At 66.6% G+C, this 24,959-nt stretch carries 26 protein-coding genes; 11 read left to right on the forward strand and 15 right to left on the reverse strand.

All coding sequences use genetic code 11. The features are described 5' to 3' along the window. From ACFTSA_RS15135 to ACFTSA_RS15170, 8 genes are all read right to left on the reverse strand, one after another. Positions 1–1,416 (reverse strand): MFS transporter, encoded by a 1,416-nt coding sequence (locus tag ACFTSA_RS15135; RefSeq protein ID WP_377952301.1) that lies wholly within the window; start codon positions 1,414–1,416, stop codon positions 1–3. Positions 1,417–1,532: 116 nt separating this feature from the next. Further along, a complete protein-coding gene (locus ACFTSA_RS15140) occupies positions 1,533–2,600 on the reverse strand; it encodes an LLM class flavin-dependent oxidoreductase (RefSeq protein WP_377952302.1) in 1,068 nt (355 codons plus the stop codon). Beyond that, entirely contained in the window at positions 2,600–2,815 is a 216-nt protein-coding gene (locus tag ACFTSA_RS15145) for a 4-oxalocrotonate tautomerase family protein (RefSeq protein WP_377952303.1), read from the reverse strand. The genes ACFTSA_RS15140 and ACFTSA_RS15145 overlap by 1 nt, the downstream gene beginning before the upstream one ends. 1 nt (position 2,816) lies before the next feature. Beyond that, entirely contained in the window at positions 2,817–4,304 is a 1,488-nt protein-coding gene (locus ACFTSA_RS15150) for an aldehyde dehydrogenase (RefSeq protein WP_377952305.1), read from the reverse strand. Then, complete coding sequence (locus ACFTSA_RS15155; RefSeq protein WP_377952306.1) at positions 4,294–5,031, reverse strand: alpha/beta fold hydrolase; 738 nt, start codon at positions 5,029–5,031, stop codon at positions 4,294–4,296. The genes ACFTSA_RS15150 and ACFTSA_RS15155 overlap by 11 nt, the downstream gene beginning before the upstream one ends. Positions 5,032–5,043: 12 nt before the next feature. Then, complete coding sequence (locus ACFTSA_RS15160) at positions 5,044–5,598, reverse strand: amino acid synthesis family protein (protein ID WP_377952307.1); 555 nt, start codon at positions 5,596–5,598, stop codon at positions 5,044–5,046. Next, positions 5,595–6,206, reverse strand: coding sequence for an amino acid synthesis family protein (locus ACFTSA_RS15165; RefSeq protein ID WP_377952308.1), 612 nt, complete (start codon positions 6,204–6,206; stop codon positions 5,595–5,597). Before ACFTSA_RS15165 ends, ACFTSA_RS15160 begins: the two co-directional genes overlap by 4 nt. Positions 6,207–6,259: 53 nt before the next feature. Then, complete coding sequence (locus ACFTSA_RS15170; protein WP_377952309.1) at positions 6,260–6,940, reverse strand: GntR family transcriptional regulator; 681 nt, start codon at positions 6,938–6,940, stop codon at positions 6,260–6,262. Positions 6,941–7,081: 141 nt separating this feature from the next. Between ACFTSA_RS15170 and ACFTSA_RS15175 the strand changes: the two genes are divergently transcribed. From ACFTSA_RS15175 to ACFTSA_RS15190, 4 genes are all read left to right on the forward strand, one after another. Next, a complete protein-coding gene (locus tag ACFTSA_RS15175) occupies positions 7,082–8,020 on the forward strand; it encodes a flavin reductase (protein WP_377952310.1) in 939 nt (312 codons plus the stop codon). Between the two features lie 102 nt (positions 8,021–8,122). Continuing rightward, positions 8,123–9,553 carry a purine-cytosine permease family protein gene (locus ACFTSA_RS15180; RefSeq protein ID WP_377952311.1) on the forward strand — a complete coding sequence of 477 codons (1,431 nt, stop codon included), beginning with the start codon at positions 8,123–8,125 and terminating at the stop codon, positions 9,551–9,553. Continuing rightward, positions 9,550–10,107 carry a cysteine hydrolase family protein gene (locus ACFTSA_RS15185; RefSeq protein WP_377952312.1) on the forward strand — a complete coding sequence of 186 codons (558 nt, stop codon included), beginning with the start codon at positions 9,550–9,552 and terminating at the stop codon, positions 10,105–10,107. The genes ACFTSA_RS15180 and ACFTSA_RS15185 overlap by 4 nt, the downstream gene beginning before the upstream one ends. 108 nt (positions 10,108–10,215) lie before the next feature. Then, complete coding sequence (locus ACFTSA_RS15190) at positions 10,216–11,688, forward strand: NAD-dependent succinate-semialdehyde dehydrogenase (RefSeq protein WP_377952313.1); 1,473 nt, start codon at positions 10,216–10,218, stop codon at positions 11,686–11,688. 18 nt (positions 11,689–11,706) lie between these two features. On the opposite strand, the gene ACFTSA_RS15195 is transcribed toward ACFTSA_RS15190, so the two are convergent. Together ACFTSA_RS15195 and ACFTSA_RS15200 are read right to left on the reverse strand one after the other, a co-directional pair. After that, positions 11,707–12,408: an SCO1664 family protein gene (locus ACFTSA_RS15195; RefSeq protein ID WP_377952386.1), complete on the reverse strand. Its 702-nt coding sequence runs from the start codon at positions 12,406–12,408 to the stop codon at positions 11,707–11,709. A gap of 7 nt (positions 12,409–12,415) precedes the next feature. Next, positions 12,416–13,102: an MSMEG_4193 family putative phosphomutase gene (locus ACFTSA_RS15200; RefSeq protein WP_377952388.1), complete on the reverse strand. Its 687-nt coding sequence runs from the start codon at positions 13,100–13,102 to the stop codon at positions 12,416–12,418. Positions 13,103–13,194: 92 nt separating this feature from the next. Here ACFTSA_RS15200 and ACFTSA_RS15205 point away from each other — a divergent pair, with 92 nt between their 5' ends. Beyond that, the gene (locus tag ACFTSA_RS15205; protein ID WP_377952314.1) at positions 13,195–14,583 is read left to right on the forward strand and encodes a sigma 54-interacting transcriptional regulator; all 1,389 of its coding nucleotides are present in this window, start codon (positions 13,195–13,197) and stop codon (positions 14,581–14,583) included. A gap of 43 nt (positions 14,584–14,626) precedes the next feature. After that, positions 14,627–16,633: a VWA domain-containing protein gene (locus tag ACFTSA_RS15210; RefSeq protein WP_377952316.1), complete on the forward strand. Its 2,007-nt coding sequence runs from the start codon at positions 14,627–14,629 to the stop codon at positions 16,631–16,633. A gap of 22 nt (positions 16,634–16,655) precedes the next feature. On the opposite strand, the gene ACFTSA_RS15215 is transcribed toward ACFTSA_RS15210, so the two are convergent. Both ACFTSA_RS15215 and ACFTSA_RS15220 read right to left on the reverse strand, forming a co-directional pair. After that, positions 16,656–17,015: a hypothetical protein gene (locus ACFTSA_RS15215; RefSeq protein WP_377952317.1), complete on the reverse strand. Its 360-nt coding sequence runs from the start codon at positions 17,013–17,015 to the stop codon at positions 16,656–16,658. Between the two features lie 93 nt (positions 17,016–17,108). Continuing rightward, positions 17,109–17,990 (reverse strand): helix-turn-helix transcriptional regulator, encoded by an 882-nt coding sequence (locus ACFTSA_RS15220; RefSeq protein WP_377952318.1) that lies wholly within the window; start codon positions 17,988–17,990, stop codon positions 17,109–17,111. Between the two features lie 102 nt (positions 17,991–18,092). Here ACFTSA_RS15220 and ACFTSA_RS15225 point away from each other — a divergent pair, with 102 nt between their 5' ends. Further along, the gene (locus tag ACFTSA_RS15225; protein ID WP_377952319.1) at positions 18,093–18,980 is read left to right on the forward strand and encodes an aldo/keto reductase; all 888 of its coding nucleotides are present in this window, start codon (positions 18,093–18,095) and stop codon (positions 18,978–18,980) included. 198 nt (positions 18,981–19,178) lie between these two features. Then, positions 19,179–20,048, forward strand: coding sequence for a helix-turn-helix transcriptional regulator (locus tag ACFTSA_RS15230; protein WP_377952320.1), 870 nt, complete (start codon positions 19,179–19,181; stop codon positions 20,046–20,048). Positions 20,049–20,067: 19 nt separating this feature from the next. On the opposite strand, the gene ACFTSA_RS15235 is transcribed toward ACFTSA_RS15230, so the two are convergent. Next, a complete protein-coding gene (locus ACFTSA_RS15235; RefSeq protein WP_377952321.1) occupies positions 20,068–20,865 on the reverse strand; it encodes a DeoR/GlpR family DNA-binding transcription regulator in 798 nt (265 codons plus the stop codon). A gap of 91 nt (positions 20,866–20,956) precedes the next feature. On the opposite strand from ACFTSA_RS15235, the gene ACFTSA_RS15240 reads away from it, so the two are divergent. From ACFTSA_RS15240 to ACFTSA_RS15250, 3 genes are all read left to right on the forward strand, one after another. After that, entirely contained in the window at positions 20,957–21,604 is a 648-nt protein-coding gene (locus ACFTSA_RS15240) for a bifunctional 4-hydroxy-2-oxoglutarate aldolase/2-dehydro-3-deoxy-phosphogluconate aldolase (protein ID WP_377952323.1), read from the forward strand. A 61-nt stretch (positions 21,605–21,665) separates the two neighbouring features. Then, positions 21,666–22,961: an MFS transporter gene (locus ACFTSA_RS15245; RefSeq protein ID WP_377952325.1), complete on the forward strand. Its 1,296-nt coding sequence runs from the start codon at positions 21,666–21,668 to the stop codon at positions 22,959–22,961. Positions 22,962–22,995: 34 nt separating this feature from the next. Then, the gene (locus tag ACFTSA_RS15250) at positions 22,996–23,610 is read left to right on the forward strand and encodes an AAA family ATPase (RefSeq protein ID WP_377952326.1); all 615 of its coding nucleotides are present in this window, start codon (positions 22,996–22,998) and stop codon (positions 23,608–23,610) included. Positions 23,611–23,704: 94 nt separating this feature from the next. Here the strand turns inward: ACFTSA_RS15250 and ACFTSA_RS15255 are convergent, their stop codons facing one another. Further along, positions 23,705–24,694, reverse strand: a complete 990-nt coding sequence (locus tag ACFTSA_RS15255; RefSeq protein WP_377952328.1) for a cyclase family protein — start codon at positions 24,692–24,694, stop codon at positions 23,705–23,707. Further along, positions 24,691–24,948, reverse strand: a complete 258-nt coding sequence (locus tag ACFTSA_RS15260) for a hypothetical protein (protein WP_377952329.1) — start codon at positions 24,946–24,948, stop codon at positions 24,691–24,693. The genes ACFTSA_RS15255 and ACFTSA_RS15260 overlap by 4 nt, the downstream gene beginning before the upstream one ends. Between the last annotated feature and the right edge of the window lie 11 nt (positions 24,949–24,959).

Consider the following 24,959-nt stretch of genomic DNA (forward strand, 5'->3'; position numbering starts at 1 on the left):
TCACGCAGAGGTTGCCGCGCCGCCGGCCGCCTGCGTATACGAGGCCGAAACCCGGCGGTAGACCGGCGTCAGAAAAGCCGCCAGCGCAGCGGCGATCATGATGATTCCCGCCACGAGGAACACCAGGGCGATGCCGCGGGAGGTGCCCCCGCCCAGGAGCGGGGCCAGTTGCGCGGCGCCCTCGGCGGACCGCGCGTACGGGATGATCCAGAACTGGGCGATCGGCGCGATGAGGAATGCGGTGACCGGCGCGGCGGCCGACTCGAAGGCCATGGCAAACCCGAATACCCGGCCCTGGCGGGGAAGCGGTACCACCTGCTGGATGACTGTCTGCTCGGCCGCCTCCACGAACGGTATCAGCACCAGGTAGAGCCAGATGCCTGCGACGTACAGCCAGGCCCACTCCCGCAGTGTGAACACCGCGCCGAGCAGCCCCATCACAGCCACAGCGATGAGCAGGGTCCGCAGCGGGTTCCGGCCGAGTCCGAATTTGCCGATCAGTGCGCCGCCCACGATGAACCCGGTGGAGCCGAGCGCGAAGACGGCGCCCCACATCTCCACGGAGAACATTTCCAGTCCGTACGGGTCCATCAGCGCCATGTAGACGCCGCCGATGAAGTTGTTGAAGGTGGAAAACAGAATGAGCGCGAACAGCCCGGCGATGGCCAGCACGGCAGCGAGCGAACCGCGCAGATCGAATCCGCCCTGTGCATCCGAGGCGGCCGCGCGCACTTCCTCGGGCATGCGCAGGGTGAGCAGGTGGGCGAACGCCAATGCGGTGAGGACCAGTGCGACGACGATGGTCCACCCCATGCCGAGCAGCCCGACGGACAGCCCGGAGAGCAGGGAGGTGACGATGAACATCAGGCCCTGCACCATGCCCACCAGCCCGTTGGCGTTGGCCCTCCGGTCCGGTTCGATAAGGATGGTGACCGTGGTGGACAGTGCGATGTTCCTCATGTTTTCCACCACCGCGCCCACCAGGATGATCAGCGTGAAGAGCCAGAACCAGGGCTGGGCGAGGTCCAGGATCAGCGAGGTGGGTGCCAGCAGGAACATGACTCCGGACAACACGAACATCACCAGGGTGAAGCCGGCGGCAAAGCGCATCACCGCGAGCTTGCGGTAGCGGTCCACGAAGGTCCCGAAACTGATGCTGGACAGGGCGATCAGCAACATGTAGACGCCGCCCACCACTCCGGTGGCGATCACATTGCGCGTCTCCAGATACACCCAGAACGTCAGCGCGAACCAGAGGTAGCTGGTGGTGATGTTGGCCAGCGCCGTGTTCACCAGGATTCCGGCGAAGGTGCGGGACCGCTGTTCAGGGCTGCGCAGGGAGGTATCGACGGCGTCGGGATCGGTCAGACGGGGAGCCTCGGCATCCTGGACCGGGGCCGGTTCCTGCTCGGTCATGCGTCCCAGTGTACTGACCGCTGACGGGCACAGTCACGAGCGCGAACGGACACTTGTGGCCCCGGGAAAACATCTCCCCAGGGCCACAGGTGTCCGTTCGCGCTACTTGGTTCGACTTAGCGCGCCGCGGCTACGGGCTGCTCCTGAAAGGCAGGCACCACGTGCTCGATGAAGAGCTCCAGCGAACGCTTCTTCTCCTCGTGGGTGAGGCTGTTGTCGGACCAGAGGCTGAACTCGGTGACGCCGAGGGCCTCGTAGTGGCGGAGCCGCTCGATGACCTCCTCGGGCGTACCGATCATCGCCGTCTGGTGCAGGGACTCCGGCGTGAACTCGGGGCGGTCGGCGAACTTCTCTTCGGGGCTGGGCTCGAGGAATCCGTTCTTCGGGGTGGTTTTGTTGCCGAACCAGGCATCGAACGTCCGGTAGAACTTCTGGATCCCCTCGGCCGGACGGCGCCAGCCCTCGGGCTCGTCGGCGGGGTGGACATGGGTATGGCGGAGCACCATGAGGTCCGGGCGGGGTACGCCGGGGTTGTTCTCCACGGCGGTGTCGAACTTGCGCGCAAGGTCTTCCACCTCCTCGTCGCCCTTCATCAGCGGCGTCACCATCACGTTGCAGCCGTTGGCGACGGCGAACTCGTGCGAGGAGATGTCGCGGGCCGCGATCCACATGGGCGGGGTCGGCTTCTGCAGCGGTTTCGGCACGCTGGTGGAGGTCGGGAACTGCCAGACCTCGCCGTCGTGCGCGTAGTCACCCTCCCAGAGCGCGCGCACGGCCGGCACCATCTCGCGCAGGTGCTTGCCGCCGTCGACCGCTGACATACCGCCCATGAGGCGGTCGAACTCGAACTGGTACGCGCCGCGGGCCAGTCCCACTTCCATCCGGCCGTTGCTGATGACGTCCAGCAGCGCCGCTTCGCCGGCCACGCGGAGCGGGTTCCAGAAGGGCGCGATGATGGTGCCGGCACCCAGGCGGATGCGCGAGGTGCGGGCTGCCAGGTAGGCGAGCTGCGGCATCGGGCTGGGAGAGATGGTGTACTCCATCGAGTGGTGCTCACCGATCCAGACGGTGCTGAAGCCGCCGGCCTCGGCGATGAGGGCGAGTTCCGTCAGGTTCTCGAAGCACTCGCGGTGTGAGACGGACTCGTCCCAGCGCTCCATGTGGACGAAGAGGGAAAAGCGCATTACGAACTCCTGCTTTCTGCGGCCGCTGCGTTGCGTTCGGCGATGGTCTGGTTGCCGCGGGACCAGTGTTCATGCTCGATCTCGCGGATGATGACGGTGGTGTTGTCTGGGACTGCGCCCACGGCGTTTTCGGCGGCGCGGTGCAGCTCGGCGATAAGCGCGCGGAGCTGCTCGGGGGTCCGGCCCCGGGCGATGGAAACTTCGATAAGAGGCATTTCAGCTCCTCATGATGAAGGGATCGGCAATGGGGGACTCGTCCGTGTTGATCCAGATGCTCTTGAGCCTGGTGTACTCGCGGATGCTCTCGGTGCCGTGCTCGACGCCGACGCCGCTGGTCTTGAACCCTTCGCGCGGGGACGCGGGGGACATGGCGCGGTAGGTGTTGACCCATACCGTTCCCGCCTCCAGCCGGCTGGCCATCCGGTGCGCCCGGGCCAGGTTGGTGGTCCAGACGCCGGCGGCCAGGCCGTACGTGGTGTCGTTGGCGAGCTGGAGCACCTCCTCCTCCGTTTCGAAGGGCATGATGGCCGCGACCGGGCCGAAGATCTCTTCCCGCACCACGCGCATGGAATTGTCGACGTCGGTCAGCACCGTGGGCTCGAAGAAGTACCCGCCGAGCGGGATGTTGGGACGGCCGCCGCCGGTCAGGACGGTGGCTCCTTCCGAGACGCCCAGGTCAACGTAGCTGGCCACCTTGTCGCGCTGGTCTTGGAAGGCCAGCGGGCCGAGCTCGGTGGCGTCGAGCAACGGATCGCCGATCACGATGCTGCGGGCACGGTTGGCGACGCGTTCCAGCAGTTCGTCGTAGACGGACTTGTGCGCGAAGACGCGGCTGCCCGCAATGCAGGTCTGGCCCGCCGCCGCGAAGATGCCTGCCACCACACCCATGGACGCGTTCGTGATGTCGGCGTCCTCGAAGACGATGTTCGGTGACTTGCCGCCCAGCTCCAGGGTGGAGCCGATGAAGCGGGATGCCGTGGACGAGGCGATCCGCGCGCCGGTGCTGGTGCTGCCGGTAAAGGAGATCTTGGCCAGCCGCGCGTCGTCCACCAGGGCCGCGCCGGCTTCTGCGCCGAAGCCGGTGACCACGTTGATCACGCCGGCCGGGAAGCCTGCCTCATCGGCAAGGGCCGCCAGCCGGAGGACGGTGGCCGAGGTGTATTCGGACGGCTTGATGACGATGGTGTTGCCGGCCGCGAGGGCAGGGGCCAGCTTGCTGGTGGTCAGTGTCAGCGGTGAGTTCCACGGTGTGATGGCACCCACTACGCCCAGCGGTTCGCGGAGCGTGTAGTTCAGGATGGCGGGCGTGGAAGCGGGGATGGTGTCGCCCTGGATCTTGTCGGCCAGCCCGGCGTAGTAGTAGTAATACTCCGGCATGGACGCCAGCTGCGCCCGCATCTCCCGCAGGAGCTTGCCGTTGTCCTGGCTTTCCATCCGGGCGAGCTCGTCGGCGTGCTCACCGACCAGGTCGCCGAGGCGGCGTAGCAGGTGCCCGCGCTTGGTCTGGCTCAGGCTCCGCCAGTTCGGGTTCTCGAAGGCCGCGGATGCCGCAGAGACTGCCCTTTCGACGTCGGCCGCGTTGCCCCGTGCGGCCTGGTAGAGCACGTCGAGGGTCGCCGGGTTGGTGCTGTCGAAGTATTCGCCGGATGACGGCGGGACAAATTCCCCGTTGATGAAGTGGTTGTAGCGGCGTTCAACGGACATGTGAATGCTCCTTGATGAAAGCGGTAAGCGTGTTGGCGAGCTCGTGGGGGCGTTCCACCGGCATCATGTGGCGGGCGCCGCTGATGACGGAGTAGGTGCAGCCGGGGATGGCCGCGGCCAGCCGGGCGCTCATCCCGGGCGTCGACCCCGGATCCAGCTCGCCGGTCACGGCGTGGGAAGGAACGGTGATAAGGGGCAGCTCGGCGGCGATTTCCGTGTCTGCGGTGGCGAACACTTGGTAGCAGGCGAGGAAGGACTGCGGATCGTTCTTCAGCAGGACCTCCCGCGTCGCTTCGACCGTCTCCGCCGGGACGGAGGACCCTTCCGGATACCAGCGGCGGATCGATGCCTCCACGGTTGCCGGGAAGTCGGATCCCGCCGAGGCCAGCCGCACCATGACGGCGGCGTGCTCCTCGGAGGTGCGTGCGCAGACCGAGGCGACCGATACCAGGGTGGCGACCAGGTCAGGCCGGAACCTGGCCACGTGCTGGGCCACGAGGGCGCCCAGTGAGAAGCCCACCAGGTGTGTGTCTGGCTCGAGCCGTTCGGCGACGTCCGCCGCGAGCCCGGCCAGCGTTACCCCCTCGGGAGCCTTGGGCCGGTTCCCGTGGCCCAGGAGTTCCAGGACCTGGACGTCGTATTCCGGTTCAAGGAATTCGCGGAGTGGGCCCCACATCGACCCATCGAGGCCGACGCCGTGGATGAGGGCTATGCGGTCGCGGCTCACGGCGGCTGGCACCTAGTTCGTTTCGGTGGCGAACGCTGCCAGTCGCTGCTGGGGCCGTCCCTGGGCAGCGGCGGCGAGGGCGATTACGATCTCGTCGGCGTGCGGGGCGTCGTTGATCCGCACCTCGATGCTCTGGTGGTGCGAGCGGATGGTGGCGTCGGTGATGTGCTTGAGCGGGATGTCGAAGACAACACCTGCCGGGCCGCGCTTTTCCACTGCCGGCAGGAGCGTTGTGGCGTTGGCGGCGTCGCGGAAGTGGTTTCCGAAGGCAAGCGTGTGGATGAGCCCGGAGCCGTGCTCGATTTCGCCGTTCAGGCCCACGATGGCGGCCTTGCCGTACGCCTCGGCCGGGGAGCCGAGGGCTTCAAGGACGCGGGGCGCCAGCAGCGCGCCGATGTCGGAGGCGTTGCCGTCGATGCCAGCGGAGAGGTCCTCCACGAAGCCCTGGCCTGCCCAGGGGTTCTTGACGATGGCTGCCACGACGGCGACCCGTGCTGCGGGGCTGACCTCGCGGCCGCCTTCGATGAGGACGTCTTCGGTCAGGGTGACGATCTTACGGATGCTCATGAAACAAGTTCTCCTAGTGTGTCTGCTTTGACGATGGGATCGGTGAGGCGGTCACCGATGCGGGAGTGGGGGCGGGGCCCGGTTGATGCACCGAGGACGACGACGATCTCACCCGGGCGGGGTGCGTCACCGATGCGCGTGGTGATGGTTTGGTAGTGGGTCCGTGTTGCCGCGGCGTTCTTGTGCCACAGGGGTACAACAAGGGAGGCGCCGGCGTCGCCGCGGTCATCGGCGAAGCAGATGATGGACTCACCTTCGAAGAACTCGCGGACGAGATTGCCGAAAAACGGCGTGTGGATGAGCGCTGCGCCGTGCTCGATTTCACCGTCCGTGCCCACAATCGCGGCCTTGCCGAAGGCCTCGATGGCGTCGACGCCGCCGAGGTTGTGAGCAAGCACCTCGGTAAGTTTGCGGGCCAGCACCGGGGCCAGCTGCACCACTTTGTCGCTGAGGTCGTCGGTGGGGTTGCCGCCCAGCCAGGGGTTGGGGACGACGGCTGCTGCCGTGGCGCGGACTGCGGGAACGGCGGGGGAGGCCCCGTTCTCGAGCAGGATTTCCTCGCTGTAGTACACGATCTTGCGGATGCCGAACCCGTGGTCATTCGTCATTGGATCACTTCAATCATGGAGAAGCGCATGGCTTCCTTTCGTGGGTCGTTGGTTCAGTTCCGGCGGTCTTGCGCCGGATCGGTCAGGGCCTCCCGCGATGAGGCGTGAACGTGATTCCTCATGGCGGATTCGGCCCCGAAGGGGTCTTTGTGTTCGATCATGTCCAGGACGGCGCGGTGTTCGCGGGTGGAGGCTTCGAGCCGGCCCGGATGCTCAACCGTCCGCAGGACCAGCCGCTGGTAGGCGAGCTGGTTCATGAGCCGCTCGTAGTGCTCAACAAGCTTGCGGTTGTCCGAGCCGCGGACGATCGTCCAGTGGAATTCATGCACCAGCCGGGCATAGGCGTCCGTGTCATGGGTGAGCGAAGTCATTTCTGACTCCTCAAGGTTCCGCCGCAGGACGGCCAGTTCCTGGACCTCGCCGCGACGGGCGAGCAGGGATGCCGCCAGTCCCTCGAGGGACTCCTTGAGCTGGAAGAGCTCGATGATCTCCCTGCGGGTGGGTTCCCGCACGAACGTGCCGACCTTCGGCCGGATTTCCACCAGGCCCTCATGCTGCAGTTGCTTCAGCGCTTCCCGGATCGGGGTCCGGCTCACGTCGAACTCCTGCGCGAGGAACGCCTCGGGGACCACGGCGCCCGGGGGGAAGTCGCCTCCCAGGACGAGGCGGCGGATCCGGTCCAGGAGCCCGTCCCTGTCAGTTGCTTCGCTGGCTACTTCGAGATCATCTTGCATACATGAAAGCGTATGTTGCATGCATCAGAAGCGTCAACAGGCTTCGACTATGTTTTTGAAAACCGCCGATTTTTCAATGAATCCGCGGATTTAGCATCTCCCTCTTGACCTCGCGTTGTGAGCTGGATTACCGTCATTGGTATGCAACAGACCTTGGAACCGCTCATCACATCGGCTTGGCTCGCGGCCTGGGACAAGGGAGACCTTGATGCCCTCGATGGCCTCGTAGCCGCCGGCTACACGCGCACCAGCAAGGCGACGGGTGCAACTGTCGACCTTGCGGGCCTTAAGTCAGAGATCGCTGCGGTCCGGGAATCTTTCCCCGACCTGCGAACCACGGTCGATGACGTCGTCGAAGGGGACGGCACCGTCGCCGTCTTCTGGACCTCCACCGGCACGCACACCAATGAATACCTTGGAGTTCCGGCAACGGGACTCACCGTCCAGACCCGGGGTTCGAACATCCTGGTCCTCGAAGAAGGCCGGATCGTCAGGGAATCAGTGACCTGGGACGGCAGCGAACTGCTCGCCGGCCTCGGCATCCGGCCACTGCGCGGTATCGCGGCTCCCGCTGTTTCCGACGGCGACGACTTCCCGGAACTCGACCCGGACCTGATGAAGGCCTTCAACAGGCAGTTCATCACCGGCGTAACCGTTGTGACCACCAAGGAAGGCGAAACTCCCAAGGGGCTCGCGGCTAACTCCTACTGCTCTGTCTCGCTCGAACCGCCGCTGGTGCTGGTATGCGTCCAGAAGACGTCCAGCACCTACCCTGCGCTCTTCTCCTCAAGCCACCTCGGCATCAACATCCTGGGGACTGAACAGCTGGACACGGTGAAGGTCTTCGCCTCGAAGGCCTCGGACAAGTTCGCCGAGCTCGACTGGCATGAAGGGCCCAAGGGAAGCCCCCTCCTGGACGGCTCTGCAGCTTCCCTGGAGGCCGAAATCCAGGAACGGTTCCAAGCCAAGACCCACACGGTCTTCATCTGCCGGGTCCGCCACGCGGAAACCAGCAGCACCGCACCCATGGTCTACAAGGCCGGACGCTTCTTCGACGGCGCTGAACTCGCCCAACTCTAAAGTTCCGGCGCGGCTGACCACCCTCGCACAGGAAACCAGCCGCGCCGACCCAATCTGCTCTCAAGCAGCGCACCGAGGTGCGCCTCCCACAATAGGACAACAATGAGCCCAGAAACCATGAGCGCCGCTGAAAACAGCGTCGCAGAAGACCGCGGTTACCGCGACAGCCTCACCAAAATCGAGCCATACGGCATCGAGCACATCCCCGACGTCGAACGCCACGGGAAGCCCCGCTCCCAGTTCTTCCTCTGGTTCGCCGCGGGGATGAACTTCCCCATCGTCGTCCTCGGCTTCAGCGCCACCTACTTCGGCCTTCCGTTCTGGGCCGCAGTCCTGGCGATCGTCCTCGCCGGCGTGACCTCGTCGGCAGGCATGGGATACCTGTCAGCCATGGGAGTCCGGCTGGGTGTTCCCCAGCAGATGCAGGGCCGCGGACCGCTCGGCTTCATCGGCAACCTGTTTCCTGTGGCCTACGTGAACGTGTTCGCCGGCATCGGCTGGGCCGCCGTGACCGTCATCCTCGGCGGCCAGGCCATCGCGCTGCTGACCGACATTCCGTTCTGGGTCTCCTCACTGATCCTCATGGGCATCCAGCTCGGCGTGGCCGTCATCGGCTACAACCTGATCCACTTCCTGCAGCGCATCCTGTCGTTCGTCCTGGTGGTCGGCTTCGTCTTCATCACCATCGTGGCAGCGGCCAACGGCAAGGTGGTCAACACCGCCAACGAATCCGCGCCCGGCTTTGACGGCATCGGCGGCTGGATCATCTTCTTCGGCTGGTTCTTCTCCTTCATCGTCGCGTGGATGCCGTTCGCCTCCGACTACTCCCGCTACCTCCCCAACACTCCCGGCAACCGTCGCGGCGCCGGCTGGGCCACCATGTCCGGCAACTTCGTCACGCTCGTCTGGATGGGCATCCTCGGCACCCTGCTCGGATCGACCACCACCGCTTCCGACAGCATCGGCGCCCTCAAGGAGCTCATGGGCCCTTGGGCCGCCGTCGGCCTGGGCGTCGTCGCACTGTCCTCCTTCACCCAGAACTTCCTGAACGTCTACGGCGGGGCCATCTCCATCCAGACCATGGGCGTCCCCGTGAAGCGCCACACCGCCGTCGTCTTCATCTGCGTCGCCTCCTACCTTGTGGCACTGTGGGGCCAGACTGGCTTCAACAGCGGCTTCACCGCCTTCCTCAACCTGACCGCCTACTGCATCGCCCCGTACGTCGCGGTCCTGGTGTGCGACTACCTGTTCGGCGGCCGGCGCACCGAACGGGGCCTGCGGGAGCTCTTCGACAAGAGCCGGAAGTTCGAATGGGGCTTCGTGGCCTGGGCTGCCGGCGTCGTTCTCTCCTCACCGTTCTGGATGTCCTCGGTCTACACCGGCCCCATTGCGGCCGCCTTCCCGCAGATCGGTGACCTGTCCTACTACGTCGGTGCCGCCGTCGCAGCGGGTGTCTACTTTGCCACCCACCGGCGCCAGCGCCTCTCCGGACGGGAAATGCTCGACCGCAGCACCGCGGCCCAGACCCTGTGAAACCCGTCGGTTCCCGGCGGGACGGGGCCACGCTCGTGGTGATCGACATGCAGCGGGCGTTCCGTGACGCGGGCCAATGGCAGGTACCCCGGTACAGGGAGATCGTGCCCGTGATCAGCAGGCTGCAGCAGTCGCTCGGCTCCGGTCCCGTCTTCACCCGGTTCATCCGGGACGAAGCGGAGACCGGCGCCTGGGCCGCCTACTACAAGCGCTGGGACGAAATGCGGTTCCCGTCCGGCTCCGGGGCCTGGGACATCACCATGGATGTCCCAGGCGAGGCAACCGTGATCGATGCCCCGACGTTCTCCAAGTGGGGACCGGAGCTCGCCGCCCTGGTGCCCGAGGGCGCGGAAATGGTCCTCGCTGGAGTAGCCACGGACTGCTGTGTCCTCTCGACCGCCCTCGGCGCCGTCGATGCCGGACGCTTCGTCACCGTCGTTTCCGACGCCTGCGCTGCAGTCAGCGACGAAGCCCAGCAGCAGACCCTGGCCCTCCTGGAACTGCTCTCGCCGATGTGCGAGGTGGTCACGAGCCGGGAATTCCTCGCCCGATGAGCATGCCTGCCCAAGCAGGCCCGCGAATGGACCGCCGTCCAGCACCCACGCTCGTTTCTCGAATGAGCTACGCATAGTAAGGAGCCCGATGTGGCTGAAGGAAACACTGTGACCACCGAACGTGAGGCCGCACTGCTGGCGTCAGTGCCCACCGGGCTGCTGATCAACGGCGAATGGCGGGCCGCCTCCGGCGGAGGCACGTTCGACGTCGAGGACCCGGCAACCGGCGAAGTCCTGGCCACGCTGGCCTCGGCCACCAGCGAAGACGCGCTCGCCGCGCTCGACGCAGCGGACGCCGTGCAGGCGTCCTGGGCACGGACCGCGCCGCGCGAACGGGCCGAGATCCTGCGCCGGGCCTTCGGACTGGTGACCGAACGCGCGGAGGATTTTGCCCTGCTGATGACTCTGGAAATGGGCAAGCCGCTGGCCGAGGCACGGGGTGAAGTGACCTACGCTGCCGAGTTCCTGCGCTGGTTCTCCGAGGAGGCGGTGCGCGATTACGGCCGGTACCTGACCACGCCCGAGGGCAAGAACAAGATCCTGGTGCAGCACAAACCGGTGGGGCCGTGCCTGCTGATCACGCCGTGGAACTTTCCGCTGGCGATGGCCACCCGCAAGGTTGCGCCTGCCGTGGCGGCCGGATGCACCATGGTGCTCAAGCCGGCAAAGCTCACGCCGCTGACCTCGCAGCTTTTCGCGCAGGTGATGATCGAGGCGGGCCTCCCGGCCGGGGCGCTGAACGTCGTCTCGTCGTCGTCGGCTTCGTCCATCTCCGGGCCGCTGCTAAAGGATGCCCGGCTCCGGAAAGTGTCCTTCACGGGTTCGACGCCCGTGGGCAAGCAGCTGATGGCGGAGGCGTCCCAGAACGTGCTGCGCACCTCGATGGAGCTCGGCGGCAACGCCCCGTTCATCGTGTTTGAGGACGCCGACCTGGACAAGGCAGTGCAGGGCGCGATGGCGGCGAAGATGCGGAACATGGGGGAGGCCTGCACCGCCGCCAACCGGTTCCTCGTGCACGAGACCGTGGCACAGGAGTTCACGGCCAAGTTCGCCGAGGCGATGAAAGCCCTGCGTCCCGGCCGTGGCACCGAATCCGGCATCACAGTGGGACCGCTGATTGACGGCGGCGCGCGCAAGGACGTGCACGCTCTGGTGGAGGACGCTGTGACTGCCGGCGCAACTGTCGTCACCGGCGGCGCGCCCGTGGATGGCCCCGGCTACTTCTACCAGCCCACAGTCCTGGCGGGAGTATCCAACAGCGCGGAGATCCTGCGCACCGAGATCTTCGGCCCGGTCGCCCCGATCACCATGTTCAGCACCGAGGAGCAGGCCATCGCCATGGCGAATTCCACCGAGTACGGCCTTGCCGCGTACCTCTACAGCCGCGACTTCAACCGGCTCCTGCGCGTCTCCGAGCAGATCGAGTTCGGCATGGTCGGCTTCAACGCCGGCGTCATCTCGAACGCCGCAGCACCCTTCGGCGGGGTGAAGCAGTCCGGCCTCGGACGCGAAGGCGGCTCCGAGGGCATCGCCGAGTACACCACCACGCAGTACATCGGCATCGCCGACCCCTACGCGTAGATCGCGCTTCCAACGTGCCTACACCAGCGGCCAGGGATACCTCATGCCGGTGCGGTCCACCGGGAGCACGGGTTCGTGCAGCAGGCGGCGGACGCGGCGCTGCAGGGCGGTGACCTCCGAGCCGTCGAGGAGCTCCGCCACGTCGTCAGGCACGGATTCGGCGAGTGGGGCGATGTCCTCCAGCAGGGCCTCGGGGATGGGGTCGCCGGCGAAGTCCCAGATCACGGTGCGCAGTTTGAAGATCGCCGAGAAGCACAGCCCGTGGTCGATGCCCCACACCCGCCCGTCGTCGCCGCGCAGCACGTGCCCGCTCTTGCGGTCCGTGTTGTTGGCGACGTAGTCGAACAAGGCGATCCGGGCCAGGTCGCGGTGCGTTTCCGGGACGTCGGCGTAGAGCGTGAAGTAGTGCTCGCTGAAGTCGCAGTCGATGAACCACTGCAGCGACCCGACCCCCAGGGGTGCCTCCTCGCGGATCACCGTCGTGGGCACGAATCCCCAGCCCAGGGACTCGCTGAGCAGGTACGCCGCGCGCTCCCGCCGGTACAGCCCGGGCTCGAAATCGGACAGCGGCCGCTCTCCGGCCTCGGGCTTGTACACCGCAAATCCGGTGTCGTCCCCGGCGGAGACCTCGACCAGGAACGTCTCGTTGCTGCTGCGCGGGATGCGTCCGAGCAGCTCGATCCCGCCCCCGGTGAGCAGCGTCAGCTCGCGTGCACACACAGCCATGTCAGGACGCCCTCAGGCCGCTCAGGGGCTCCGACGTGGAGTTCACCATGAGCACGGCGGGCTCCTGGCCGTCCGAAAAGGAGATCGCCGAAACGGACCCCGGGCTGATGACGATCCGCTGGAAAAGGTCCAGGGGCGTGCCCAAGGCGTGGGCGACGGCAGCCTTGATGGGATCGGCGTGGGAAAAGCAGACGACGACGCCCCCGGCATGCGCTGTTCCCAGCACCTCGAGCGCCCCGACGATCCGCTCCTGCATCTCCTGGAAGCTCTCGCCGTCGGGGAAGCGGAAGGCCGACGGGTTGTGCTGCACGGTCTGCCATTCGGGCAGGCCGGCCAGTTCGGAGAGCGCGACGCCGGTCCACTCGCCGAAGTCGCATTCGACCAGGCCGGCCTCCTCCAGCACCTCAACGCCGAAGCCGGACGCGGTTGGCTCGGCAGTCTCGCGGGTGCGCTCCAGCGGCGAGGAGTAGACGGCGTCCACCGTCAGGCCCGTGAGCCGTTCCGCGACCCGCTCGGCCTGGGCCCGGCCACGGTCGGACAGGTGGAGCCCCGGTGCCCGGCCCGGCAGCACCATGCCCGTAGTGGGCGTTTCCCCGTGGCGCACCAAAAGGAGGAGCGTGCTTTCCGGTTTCGACGGCGGTCCCGGTGGTTCCTCCGAAGCCTGCGCCGTGGGCGTTCCTATGGTCATCAAGATCTAAGCGTAGGTGGTGCATATGCGAACGGGCAGGAATCCGGGCAGATTGCTCGATTCCCCGCACCCCCGAGGACTACGGTAGAGGGGTGAGTGATCGTCCCGATATCTTCACCGTTGGCGAACTGCGTGCGTCCGGCCACGTCCACAAGGACCTGCGCCACGAAATCCGCGACAATCTGATAGCGGCGCTCGCCGCCGGACGCGATCCGTGGCCAGGGTTGTTCGGCTTCAGCCGGACCGTCCTGCCGCAGCTCGAACGTGCCCTGATCGCCGGGCACGACGTCGTCCTGCTCGGAGAACGCGGGCAGGGCAAGACCCGGCTGCTCCGGACGCTGGCCGGGTTGCTGGACGAGTGGTCGCCGGTGATCGAGGATTCCGAGCTCAACGAACACCCCTATGAGCCGATCACCGAGCAGTCCCGCGCCCGCGCCCTCACGGAAGGGGACCGGATGCGGGTGGCCTGGCGCCACCGCTCGGAACGGTACGTCGAAAAGCTCGCGACGCCGGACACCTCCGTGGCCGACCTGATCGGCGACGTCGACCCCATGCGTGTGGCCGAGGGCCGCCGCCTCGGGGACCCGGAGACCATCCACTACGGCCTCGTCCCGCGCTCCAACCGCGGCATCATCGCCATCAACGAACTCCCGGACCTCGCCGAGCGGATCCAGGTATCGATGCTCAACGTGATGGAGGAGCGCGACATCCAGATCCGCGGCTACGTGCTGCGCCTGCCGCTGGACGTGCTGGTCGTCGCGTCGGCCAACCCGGAGGACTACACCAACCGCGGCCGGATCATCACGCCGCTGAAGGACCGCTTCGGCGCCGAGATCCGGACCCACTATCCCATCGAGCTCGATGATGAGGTTTCGGTCATCCGGCAGGAGGGGAAGCTGGTGGCCGACGTGCCGCCCGTCATCCTCGAGATCCTGGCCCGCTACACCCGGGCGCTGCGGCAGTCGCCGGCCATTAACCAGACCTCCGGGGTATCCGCGCGGTTCGCCATCGCCGGTGCCGAAACCGTCGCCGCCGCCGCCCTGCGCCGGGCCAGCGTGCGCGGCGAGGACCCAGCCGTGGCGCGGATCATCGACCTCGAGACCGCCGTCGAGGTCCTCACGGGAAAGATCGAGTTCGAGTCCGGCGAAGAGGGCCGTGAACAGGGCGTTCTAGACCATCTCCTACGTACTGCCACCGCCGAAGCCGTCCGGGCGCACTTCCAGGGCATCGACATGGGCCCGCTCGTGGCCGCCCTCGACGGCCACACCACCGTGACCACCGGGGACCAGGTCACGGCACGGGAGTTCCTCGAGAACCTTCCGTCCCTGAACGGCTCAAGTCTCTACGACAAAATCGGTGAACGCCTTGGCGCGACAAACGACGGGCAGCGGGCGGCCGCCGTCGAACTTGCGCTGGAGGGTCTCTACCTCGCCCGGCGGATCTCCAAGGAGTCCGACGACGAGGAAACGGTCTACGGCTAAGCCCAGTTCCCGCCGGGTACAGATAGCCAGTACAGGAGGCATCATGACCCTTCACAACCGGTCCAGGTACGGCCGGTACGCCGGAGGCCCGGACCCGCTTGCGCCGCCGGTGGACCTGGCGGAGGCGCTGGACGCGATCGCCGAGGATGTCATGGCGGGGTACTCGCCCCGGCATGCCCTGCAGGAGTTCCTGCGGCGCGGCGGCCAGAACCGCGAGGGGCTGGACAACCTGGCCCGGCGCGTCCAGCAGCGGCGGAGTGAACTGCTGGGCCGGCACCGGCTGGACGGCACGCTCAACGAAGTCAAGAAGCTGCTGGATACCGCGGTGCTGGAGGAGCGCAAGCAGCTGGCCCGCGACGCCATGATGGACAACAACGACCGCGCCTTCCGCGAGATGCAGCTGCAGAACCTGCCCCCGTCCACGGCGGCTGCGGTCAACGAGCTCGCGTCCTATGACTGGCAATCGGGCAGCGCCCGGGAAGCGTACGAGCGGATCAAGGACCTGCTGGGCCGCGAAGTCCTTGACCAGCGGTTTGCCGGCATGAAGCAGGCACTCGAGAACGCTACCGAAGAGGACCGCGAAGCTGTGAGCGAGATGTTGCGCGACCTCAACGAGCTGCTCGGCAAGCACCGCCGCGGTGAGGACACCGACGCGGATTTCCGGGAGTTCATGGGCAAGCACGGTGACTACTTTCCGGAGAATCCGCAGTCGGTCGAGGAGCTGGTGGACGCCCTCGCCAAGCGTGCCGCCGCGGCCCAGCGGATGCTGCAGTCCATGTCCCCGGAGCAGCGCGAGGAGCTGATGCGGCTGTCCGCCCAGGCGTTCGGCTCGGCGGAACTCATGGCCCAGCTCTACCAGCTCGACGACAGCCTGCGGGCCCTGCGTCCCGGCGAGGACTGGAGCGGCTCCGAACGCTTCCAAGGCCAGGAGGGGCTTGGGCTGGGCGACGGCACCGGCGTGCTGCAGGACATCGCCGAGCTGGACGAACTGTCCGAACAGCTTTCCCAGTCCTACAACGGGTCAACCCTGGACGACCTGGACCTCGATGCCCTGGCCCGGCAGCTCGGGAAGAACGCCGCGGTGACGGCCCGCACCCTCGCGGAGATCGAGCGGGCGATGCAGGACGGCGGCTACCTGCGGCGCGGGGCCGACGGCGACCTCAGGCTGTCGCCCCAGGCCATGCGGCGGCTTGGGAAGTCACTGTTGCGGGATACCGCCAGGCAGCTGTCCGGCCGGCAGGGCGGCAGGGACACGCGCGTCGCCGGGGCCGCCGGCGAGCAGACCGGCTCCAGCCGCCAGTGGGAGTTCGGAGATGCGGAGCCATGGGACGTCACCCGGACCATGACCAACGCGATCCGGCGCACCATGGCCGACGGCGGCGATCCCGGCCAGGGACTGCGCCTCGCTGTGGGAGACATCGAGGTGACGGAGACGGAGGCCCGCACCCAGGCCGCCGTCGTCCTCCTTGCCGACGTCTCCTTCTCGATGGCAGCCGAGGGGCGGTGGGTGCCGATGAAACGCACGGCGCTCGCCCTGCACCACCTCGTCTCAACCCGCTTCCGCGGGGACCGGCTGCAGCTGATCACGTTCGGCCGCTACGCGCAGTCCATGGACATCGGCGAGCTCACTGCCCTGCCGCCGTTTCGCGAGCAGGGAACCAACCTGCACCACGGCCTGCTGCTGGCCGGCCGCTTCTTCCGCCAGCATCCGTCGATGCAGCCCGTCCTGCTGGTGGTGACCGACGGCGAGCCTACTGCGCACCTGCTGGCCGACGGCGAATCGTGGTTCAGCTGGCCGCCGGATCCGGAGACCATCCGCGTCACCGTCGCGGAGCTGGACCGGCTCGCACGCGCCGGCACGCAGGCCACCTTCTTCCGGCTCGGCGATGACCCGGGCCTGGAACGGTTCGTGCAGCGGCTGGCCCGCCGGATCGACGGCCGGGTGGTGGCCCCCGACACCGGTGACCTGGGGGCCGCCGTTGTGGGGGAGTACCTCCGTGCCCACTTCCGCGGTCGCTATTACGACGAGGACTGGGCCGCCGGGATTTAGCTCCGGCTTCGTGCGGTGAGGGTCACGCGGCTGCCAGTTCAGCCGGCACGGCCGGGAGTGCCGCCAGCATGGGTGCTGCGGTGTTCGCCGCCGTGATGTTCGGCGTCAGGATGCTGAACCGGTAGTCGCGCTGGAGCGGATCGACCTGCAGCGGAAGGTGATGGGAACGGGCGCAGCCGCGGAGCTCCTCCATGGCCTGCGGCTCCACATCGGCCAGGGTCATATCCAGTTCCAGCGCCAGTCCCGGAACCAGGGAGTCGGCTCGCTTCATGACGTCGTACAGGCCCTGAATGCTTTGAACAGTTACGTGGCCCTGGGTCTTTACCTGGGCCTTGGCGCCGTCGAGGTCAACGCTGACCAGCACCCGCAGCTTCTCATTCACTAAGTTGTCTCCCCAATTTAGAAAGGGCCACCACGCTGTGGCCCCCGACTACGATAGACGAATGTGACGCGGGTAACAAGCCGGGGCTGTGGCTTATTGTTTCTCCGTGACTGCGGCCTGGGCCGTTTCACGCTGGGTGGCGGCCCAGCTGGCCAGGACTTTCAGCGCGTCCTCGGACGGTGTTCCGGGATCTGCCGTGTACACGTTGGTCCGCATCCCCGGGTCTGAGGGGAGCTCCAGGGCCTCGAAGCTCAGGTCCAGGTCGCCGACGATGGGGTGGTGCAGCCGTTTGCGCCCGGTCCGGTGGTACTTCACGTCGTGCCGGGCCCAACGGGTGCGGAACTCCTCGCTCCGGGTGGAGAGTTCGCCGATCAGATCCGTGAGGTCCTTGTCGTAGGGGTTTTTCCCGGCTGTGGACCGCAGGACGGCGACGATGTCGTCCGCGGAGCGCTCCCAGTCGGCAAAGAACTCCCGCGCCTTGGGGTTCAGGAAGGTGAACCGTGCGCTGTTCGGCGGAGTGACCTGCTCGGCCATCAGGTCCATGTAAAGGGCGCCTCCGAGCTCGTTGGCCGCAAGCACGTCGCCGCGGTCGTTGCGGACCCAGGCCGGCGCCGTCGTGATCGCGTCAATGACGCGCTGCACGCTGGGCCGCACCGTCTGCGGGCTGCGCTTGCGCCGCACGCGCGGGGAGGCAGTGGCAGCACGGGCGAGATCGAAAAGGTGCGCCGTTTCGGCGTCGTCGAGCTTCAGTGCGCGGGCGAGTGCCTCGATGACGCCGTCTGAGGCGCCGGAGAGGTTTCCGCGCTCCAGACGGATGTAGTAGTCAACGCTCATCCCGGCGAGCATCGCGACCTCCTCGCGGCGCAGGCCCGCCACACGCCGGTTGCCGCCGTAGACCGGCAGTCCGGCCTCCTCGGGCGTGATCCGGGCCCGGCGGGACGTCAGGAACTTCCGCACGTCGTCGCTGTGTGTCATTGCACCAACGCTACCCGGCGGCTGAAGCGCGAGGGAGGCACTGGCAGTACTTGGAACAGCAGGAACTCCCGGCCGTGGGCAGATCACGGTTGCATTGAAGTCATGAAACCAGAACTCACGCTCAACAACGGTGTCACGATGCCCGCCCTCGGACTGGGCGTCTTCCAGAGCCCGCCGGAGGAGACGACGGCGGCCGTCCAGGCCGCGTTGTCCGCCGGCTACCGACACATCGACACCGCCGCAGCGTACGGCAACGAACGGGAGGTGGGCGAAGGCATCCGCCGCTCCGGCGTTGACCGTTCGGAAGTGTTCATCGAGACCAAGGTCTGGGTGAGCGATTACGGCTATGACCGGACGCTGCACGCCTGGGAGAAGGCAGCCGCCAAGCTCGGCGTCGACTACCTTGATCTGCTCATCCTGCACCAGCCTGCACCCGACAGGTTCGAGAAGACCATTGCCGCGTACAAGGCGCTGGAAACCCTGCTCGCCGACGGTCGCGTCCGGGCGATCGGCGTCAGCAACTTCATGCCGCACCACCTGCAACGGCTGCTCGCCGCAACCGATGTGGTCCCGGCAGTGAACCAGATCGAACTGCACCCGTACTTCACCCAGCCCGACGTCCAGACCGCCGACGCAGACCACGGCATCCTCACCCAGGCATGGTCGCCGATCGGCGGCATCACCTTCTACCCCGGCTGGGGCGAGGGCCGCCGGAACGTGATGGAAGATCCCGCGATCGCGGCCATCGGGGAGGTGCACGGTAAGAGCGCCGCCCAGGTCATGCTGCGCTGGCACCTCCAGCAGGGCCGCTCAGCCATCCCCAAATCGACGAACCCGGCACGCATCGCCGAAAACTTCGACGTCTTCGACTTCGAGCTCAGCACGGGCGAGCTCGCTGCCATCGACGCCCTCGACGCCGGCGTGCGCAACGGACCCGATCCGGACGAAGCCCGCGAGGAACGTTTCGCCATGGTCATCCCCGAAGCCTGAACCCCGAAACTGGCCGACGGGCATGTCCGCGATGGGCGTCGCCAGGCAGGTCTTCGCCGACGACAAGTAGGGACATGCATGCCCGTTCCGTTCCGGGAGGCCCTGTCCGGGCCTCCCGGAACGGGTGGCCGCCGCGGTCTAATGACAAGAGCAGGGCTTGGCCCTTGCCCCCTCGACACTTAGGCATAGCGTGATCACATGAGCAACAAAGACGACATCCGGAAGTTCCTCGTCTCCCGGCGGGCGAACGTCACCCTCGCGCAGGCCGGGCTGCCCGACTTCGGCGACGAGCGGCGCGTGCCCGGGCTCCGGCGCGAAGAGGTCGCCCAGCTCGCCGGCGTCAGCGTCGATTACTACACCCGGCTGGAGCGCGGCAACATCCACGGCGCGTCCGAGAGCGTGCTCAACGCCATCGCCCGCGCACTGCACCTGACCGACGTCGAACGCGAACACCTGCTGGACCTCGCACGGCCCGCCTCCGCAAGCAGCGTTCCGGGAAGAACGACGGCGGCCGTCACCGTGCGCCCGTCAGTCCAGCGGGTGCTGGACAGCCTGGCCGTGCCCGCCGTCGTCTATAACGCCCGCCAGGACCTCGTTGCGTCGAACCTGCTGGGACGGGCCCTGTTCTCGCCGCACTTCGACTCCGACCGTCCCAACATGGCCCGCTTCATCTTCCTCGACTCCCGCGCGAAGGACTACTACGCCGACTGGCCGCTCGCCTGCAGCCTGACCGCCGCGATGCTCCGCTACGAGGCCGGCCGTGACCCGCTCAACGCCGAGATCACGGAGCTCATCGGCGAACTCGCCACCCGCAGCCCCCAGTTCCGGAAGGACTGGGCGGACCACGACGTGCACGAGCACCGCACCGGCCGGAAGGTGTACGGCCACCCCGAGGTCGGCGGCCTTGAGCTCACGTACGACGTGTTTGAGATGCCCGGGGAGCCGGGCTTGTCCATTAGTACGTACACCCCTGACGAGGGCTCGGAATCAGCCGACAAACTCATCCTGCTCGCCGCGTGGGCTGCGACCCAGGAGTTTGGCTCCGGCCGCTCCGCGCTGGAGGCCTAGCTACGTCACCGCCGCCGTGTTAGGACAGTGGCGCCACGTGCACGCTGACGCCCAGCTCGCGGATGCTCTCCTGCATTTCCGGCGGGAGCTGGTCGTCGGTAACCACGGCGTCCAGCTTGTCCAGCTGTGTGACGCGGAATTTCGAGACCGTGCCGAACTTGGTGCTGTCCGCCAGCAGGAAGCACGATGACGACGCCTCTAGTGCGGCAAGCTTGACCTCCACTTTGTCCATTGACGGTGTTGTTACGCCGCGGGACAGGTTCCATGTTCCGGTGCTGAGGAAGAACAGATCGATGTTGATCCCCTTGACCGCTTCCGCCGCAATCCGGCCGCAGCTGGAGGCGCTGGACGGGTCCACGGTGCCCCCGGTGTGGATCGTCTCCACGTGCGGGTGGGCGAAGAGGCTGGTCACCACGTAAAAGTCATTGGTGACCACCGTGATGTTCTTGCGGGCGGCCAGATGCGGTACCACAGACTGGCAGGTGGTTCCGGCATCGAGGAACACCACCATGTCATCTTCCACGAACTGGCCGGCGAGTTCGGCGATGGCCTGCTTGCGCGGCAGTTCCAGCTGAGCCCGGAATTCCCGCTCGCGCGGCGGCTCCTGGCTGGTCCAGTCGGTGAGCCGGACGCCGCCGGGAACCGACGACACCTGGCCGAGCTCCTCCAGCGCTGTGATGTCCCGGCGCACGGTCATGTGCGAGACGTTCATGTAGTCCGTGAGGCTGCGGATGCTGAGAACCCCTTCCCGCCGCAGCAGCCGCAGGATCTCCTGGTGGCGCTGTTCCGGGATGAGTGGTCGAGCTGGCGGGTTCACTCGGGGCTCCTTCTGGATGCGGACACCGTAACTCTAACAATTTTTCACAGCGTGTTCCCGTTTGTTAAAATTTGGGCTAATCTTTTAAATCATGTTAACCAAGTTCGAAGTTCTCGAAACGATCGTCCGCAGTGGCGCCCTCCTCATCGCACGGCTGGACTCCGCCGACGAGGCCTACCGGGTGGCGGAGGCCGCGATCGACGGTGGCATCCGCGCCGTCGAGGTACCGCTGACCGTCCCCGGGGCGCTCGGCGTCATCGAACGGCTGGCTGACAAGTACAGCGACCAGGGCATCGTCGTGGGTGCGGGCACCGTGCTCGACGCCGAGGCTGCCTATGCCTCCGTATCCGCCGGCGCCCGGCTGCTCGTCAGCCCGCAGCTCAACCCCAACATGATCGCCGCGGGCAACCGCTACCAGACGGTCACCGCGAGCGGCGCCTATACCCCTACTGAAGTCCTCAACACGCTGGAGGCCGGGGCCGACATCGTGAAGCTTTTTCCCGCTGAACTCGGTGGCCCTGCCTACGTCAAGACCGTTCTGGCGCCGCTCCCGCAGGCGCCCATCATGCCGTCCGGCGGGGTGACCCCGGAGAACGTCGGTGCCTGGTTCGCGGCCGGCGTCACGGCCGTCGGCGTCGGAAGCTTTGTCACCAAGGCTGCCCAGAACGACGGCGACTACGGGCTGGTTGCCCGTGCTGCCCAGACGTTCCTTGACGCGATTGACAACGCCCGGCAGTAGGGCCTGGCATCCAACTTATTTCCGACAGACACTGTCGACAGAACACAAAGGAGTGAGCTGCATGAGCAACGCTTCCGCAGATATCGCAACATCCGAGGTGAAGCCCGCGAAGAGCGTGCGCATCAGGTGGTACCTGGTCGCCCTGCTCGTGATCGGCGGCATCGTCAACTACCTGGACCGCAACAACCTGAGCATCGCCAACACCACGATCGCCAAGGAGTTCGGCCTGAACGCGCTGCAGATGGGCCTGCTGCTGTCTGCGTTCTCCTGGCCGTACGCCATCGCGAACCTGCCCGCCGGCTACCTGGTGGACCGGTTCGGCCCGAAGCGCATGTTCGCGTGGGCCGCAGGACTGTGGTCCATCGTGTCGATGCTCTCGTCGCTCGCCAACTCCTTCGGCTTCCTCTACGCCGCCCGCGTGGCGCTGGGCATCGCGGAGTCCCCGTTCTTCACCTCGGGGCTCAAAGTAGCCGACAAGTGGTTTAACAAAACCGAACGCGCCCTGCCTGTATCAGTCATTAACACCGGTTCACAGCTCGCCAACGCGATCGCCCCGCCGCTGCTGACGTTCCTGATGCTCACCATGAGCTGGAGGGGCATGTTCCTCGTGATCGGCGCCCTGGGCATCGTTGTTGCCCTCGTCTGGCTCCGGATCTATCGTGACCCCACGCTGAAGGAACAGTTCATCATCAAGGGTGACGAGTTGGAGGAACAGCAGCAGCCCAAGGAGAAGCAGGCCGGCTGGGGCGAACTGCTGAAGAAAAAGAACACCTGGTTCATGGTCCTGGGCGCCTTCGGTATCTTCTACACCGTATGGGTCTACCTCACCTGGCTTCCGAGCTACCTCCAGACTGCTCGCGGCTTCAGCCTGAGCCAGATCGGCTGGCTGGCCGGACTGCCCTTCCTCTGCGGCATCATCGGTGTCCTCACTGGCGGCATCCTCTCCGGCCGGCTGATCAAGCGCGGCGTGCCCACCGTCACCGCCCGCAAGATCCCGATCGTCGGCGGTGCCCTGCTTGCCGCCGCCGCCGTGCTGCCGGTGGCCTATGTCGAGAACACTGCCCTGGCGGTCGTGCTGCTTTCCGTGGGCTACTTCGCCGCCCAGGTGCCGATCGGCGTGCTCTGGACTCTGGCCTCGGACATCGCGGACTCCAACCAGGTCGCGTCCCTGGGGGCTATCCAGAACTTCGGCGGCTTCCTCGGTGCCGCCGTTGCTCCCATCGTCACCGGATACATCCTGACCGAAACGGGCGGCAACTACACACTGGTGTTCGTGATCGGCGGCGTACTGCTGATCGTCGGCGCCCTGTCCTACGGCCTCTTCGTCAAGGACCGCAGGCCGGCAGTCACAGCCTGACCTCCACCCGCAACGTCCAAGGAAGAGCAGTCCGTTGACTACCACCCTCCCCAAAGTGTTTTTTGTGGTCGGCCCGGCCGGGTCCGGGAAGTCCAGCGTCAGCCGGCTGATTGCCGGCCGGTTCCGGGCCGCGTACATCGACAAGGACACGGCCACCATCCGGTTCACCGAGCTGCTGCTCAAACTCAACAATGCGGACCCGAACGAGCGGGACAACAACGAGTTCTATCAAACGACCATCATGCCGCTCGAATACGCGTCCATCCTGGACCTCACGCGGGACAACCTGGTGGCCGGGAACTCGGTGGTCTTGGACGCGCCGTTCGGGAAGTTCTTTCCTGACGACGACTACCTCGCCAAGGTCCGTGTCCGCCACGAGTGGCCGGACGCCGAACTGGTGGTGGTGCACGTCAAACTGACGGGCGAGGCACTCCGGGAGCGCCTGATCGCCCGGGGCTACCCACGGGACGAATGGAAGCTGGCGAACTGGGAATCATTCTGGTCCGGCGCGCAGGCGAACTCGTGCCAATGGGCCGGTGCCCGGCACCTTGAGTTTGACAACAGCGCCCGTACACCGGACATCACGGCGTTCGCAGCCGCGCTGGAGGAAGCGACGGGCCCCGGCCTTGCGCTAACTGAACACAGCTAGTCGAGAGATGACGACGGCGGGACTTCCCCGCCGTCGTCATCCCATGTTTTGACGCGGTGAAGGTCCGCAGTTCGGCGCTATCTTCGTTAGCGGGTTACGTCAGCGCCGTGGCGTTCGCCGGTGACCCCGTTGCTCCGGTGACGTTCAGTGGCTTAATGGTGACAAGTGCGTCCCAGCTGCCGGTCGCCTTCATGTGCCGGCTGAGCGGGCCGAGCTGCCAGAGTTCGCCCAGGGGCAGGCCGAGTTTGGCGAGGAGCTGCTGGTGCATCATGCCGTGGTCGTTGGGTGCCGTGTCCCGGAACGGACTCGACGGGACCGGCGGCAGGCATTCGACGGCGAAGTTGTCCGCGGCGATAACTGCCAGCCGGTTGTCCCAGGCCCAGGCGACGAACTCCGTCGACTGCTCGATGCCGCTGGCCCGCCTGCTGTCGCGGAGGCGCTCCTTGTCTGCGGACGGGAGCGCGAGGAACCACTCGCACCAGCCCGTGTGCAGCATGAGAATGTCGCCGGGCCGGAGAGCCACGGCCTGGGCCTCGGCCGCGGCCTGGACCAGGTTGAGGCCAAGAGGCTGCCCGGCCGCGTGGTCGATGGGCGTGCCCTGTTCCCGGCAATATCCGTCGATGTCCACCAGCACGCCCCGGCCGACGATGGGCTGCTCGGCCCACACCTGGATTCCCAGGGCGGAGGTTCCTTCCCGGATGTCGTCGTCGGGGGTGCCGTTGTAGAAGCCGACGTCGTCCGCCCGGCGGTGCCGCAGGCCGTCGATCTGGCTGGACCCCTGCAGGTAATACCCGTCGAGGTAGTCGTCGCGGTGCGCTGGGTGCGCCGAGTAGATCGTGTGCCGGGGTGCCCGCCGTGTCAGGGACATTCCGGGGTCGAACGCGTCGGCGGGGTAGTCGAGGCCGAAGACGGTGCCGGTTCTGACGCAGCCGGCAGCATCCCGGACGGAACCGGGCTCGATGAACGACGGGGTGCCCCGCCCGGCGTCGGGAAGGAGGCCCCAGGACGTGCCGGAAAGCTGCCCTTCCCGTTCCAGGAGGGCCGCGTAGGAGGGATAGGTTGTGCCGGATTCCGTGGATGTCATGGTGTGCGGGCTTCCTGCTGCGGGCTGTTCTGTTTCGCGGGGTTCCTGTAGCTGAGCAGGAAGCCGGCGATGGCGCAGACGGATGCGGCGATGCACGCCGGGCCTTTGACGGCTTCGTTTAGGACTGCCAGCCAGCCGCCCTGCCCAATGACCAGAGCCAGGGCCTGCCCAGCGACGAAAACGATTCCGGCGATGAGCAGTGCCGCCAGGCTGATCACAAAGATGGCGTTGATAATGTGTCGTAGCTTCTGCATTTCCACGCTTC

It is taken from the genome of Arthrobacter sp. NPDC057013, assembly GCF_042674585.1.
In the GTDB taxonomy this organism is placed as follows: Bacteria; Actinomycetota; Actinomycetes; order Actinomycetales; family Micrococcaceae; genus Arthrobacter.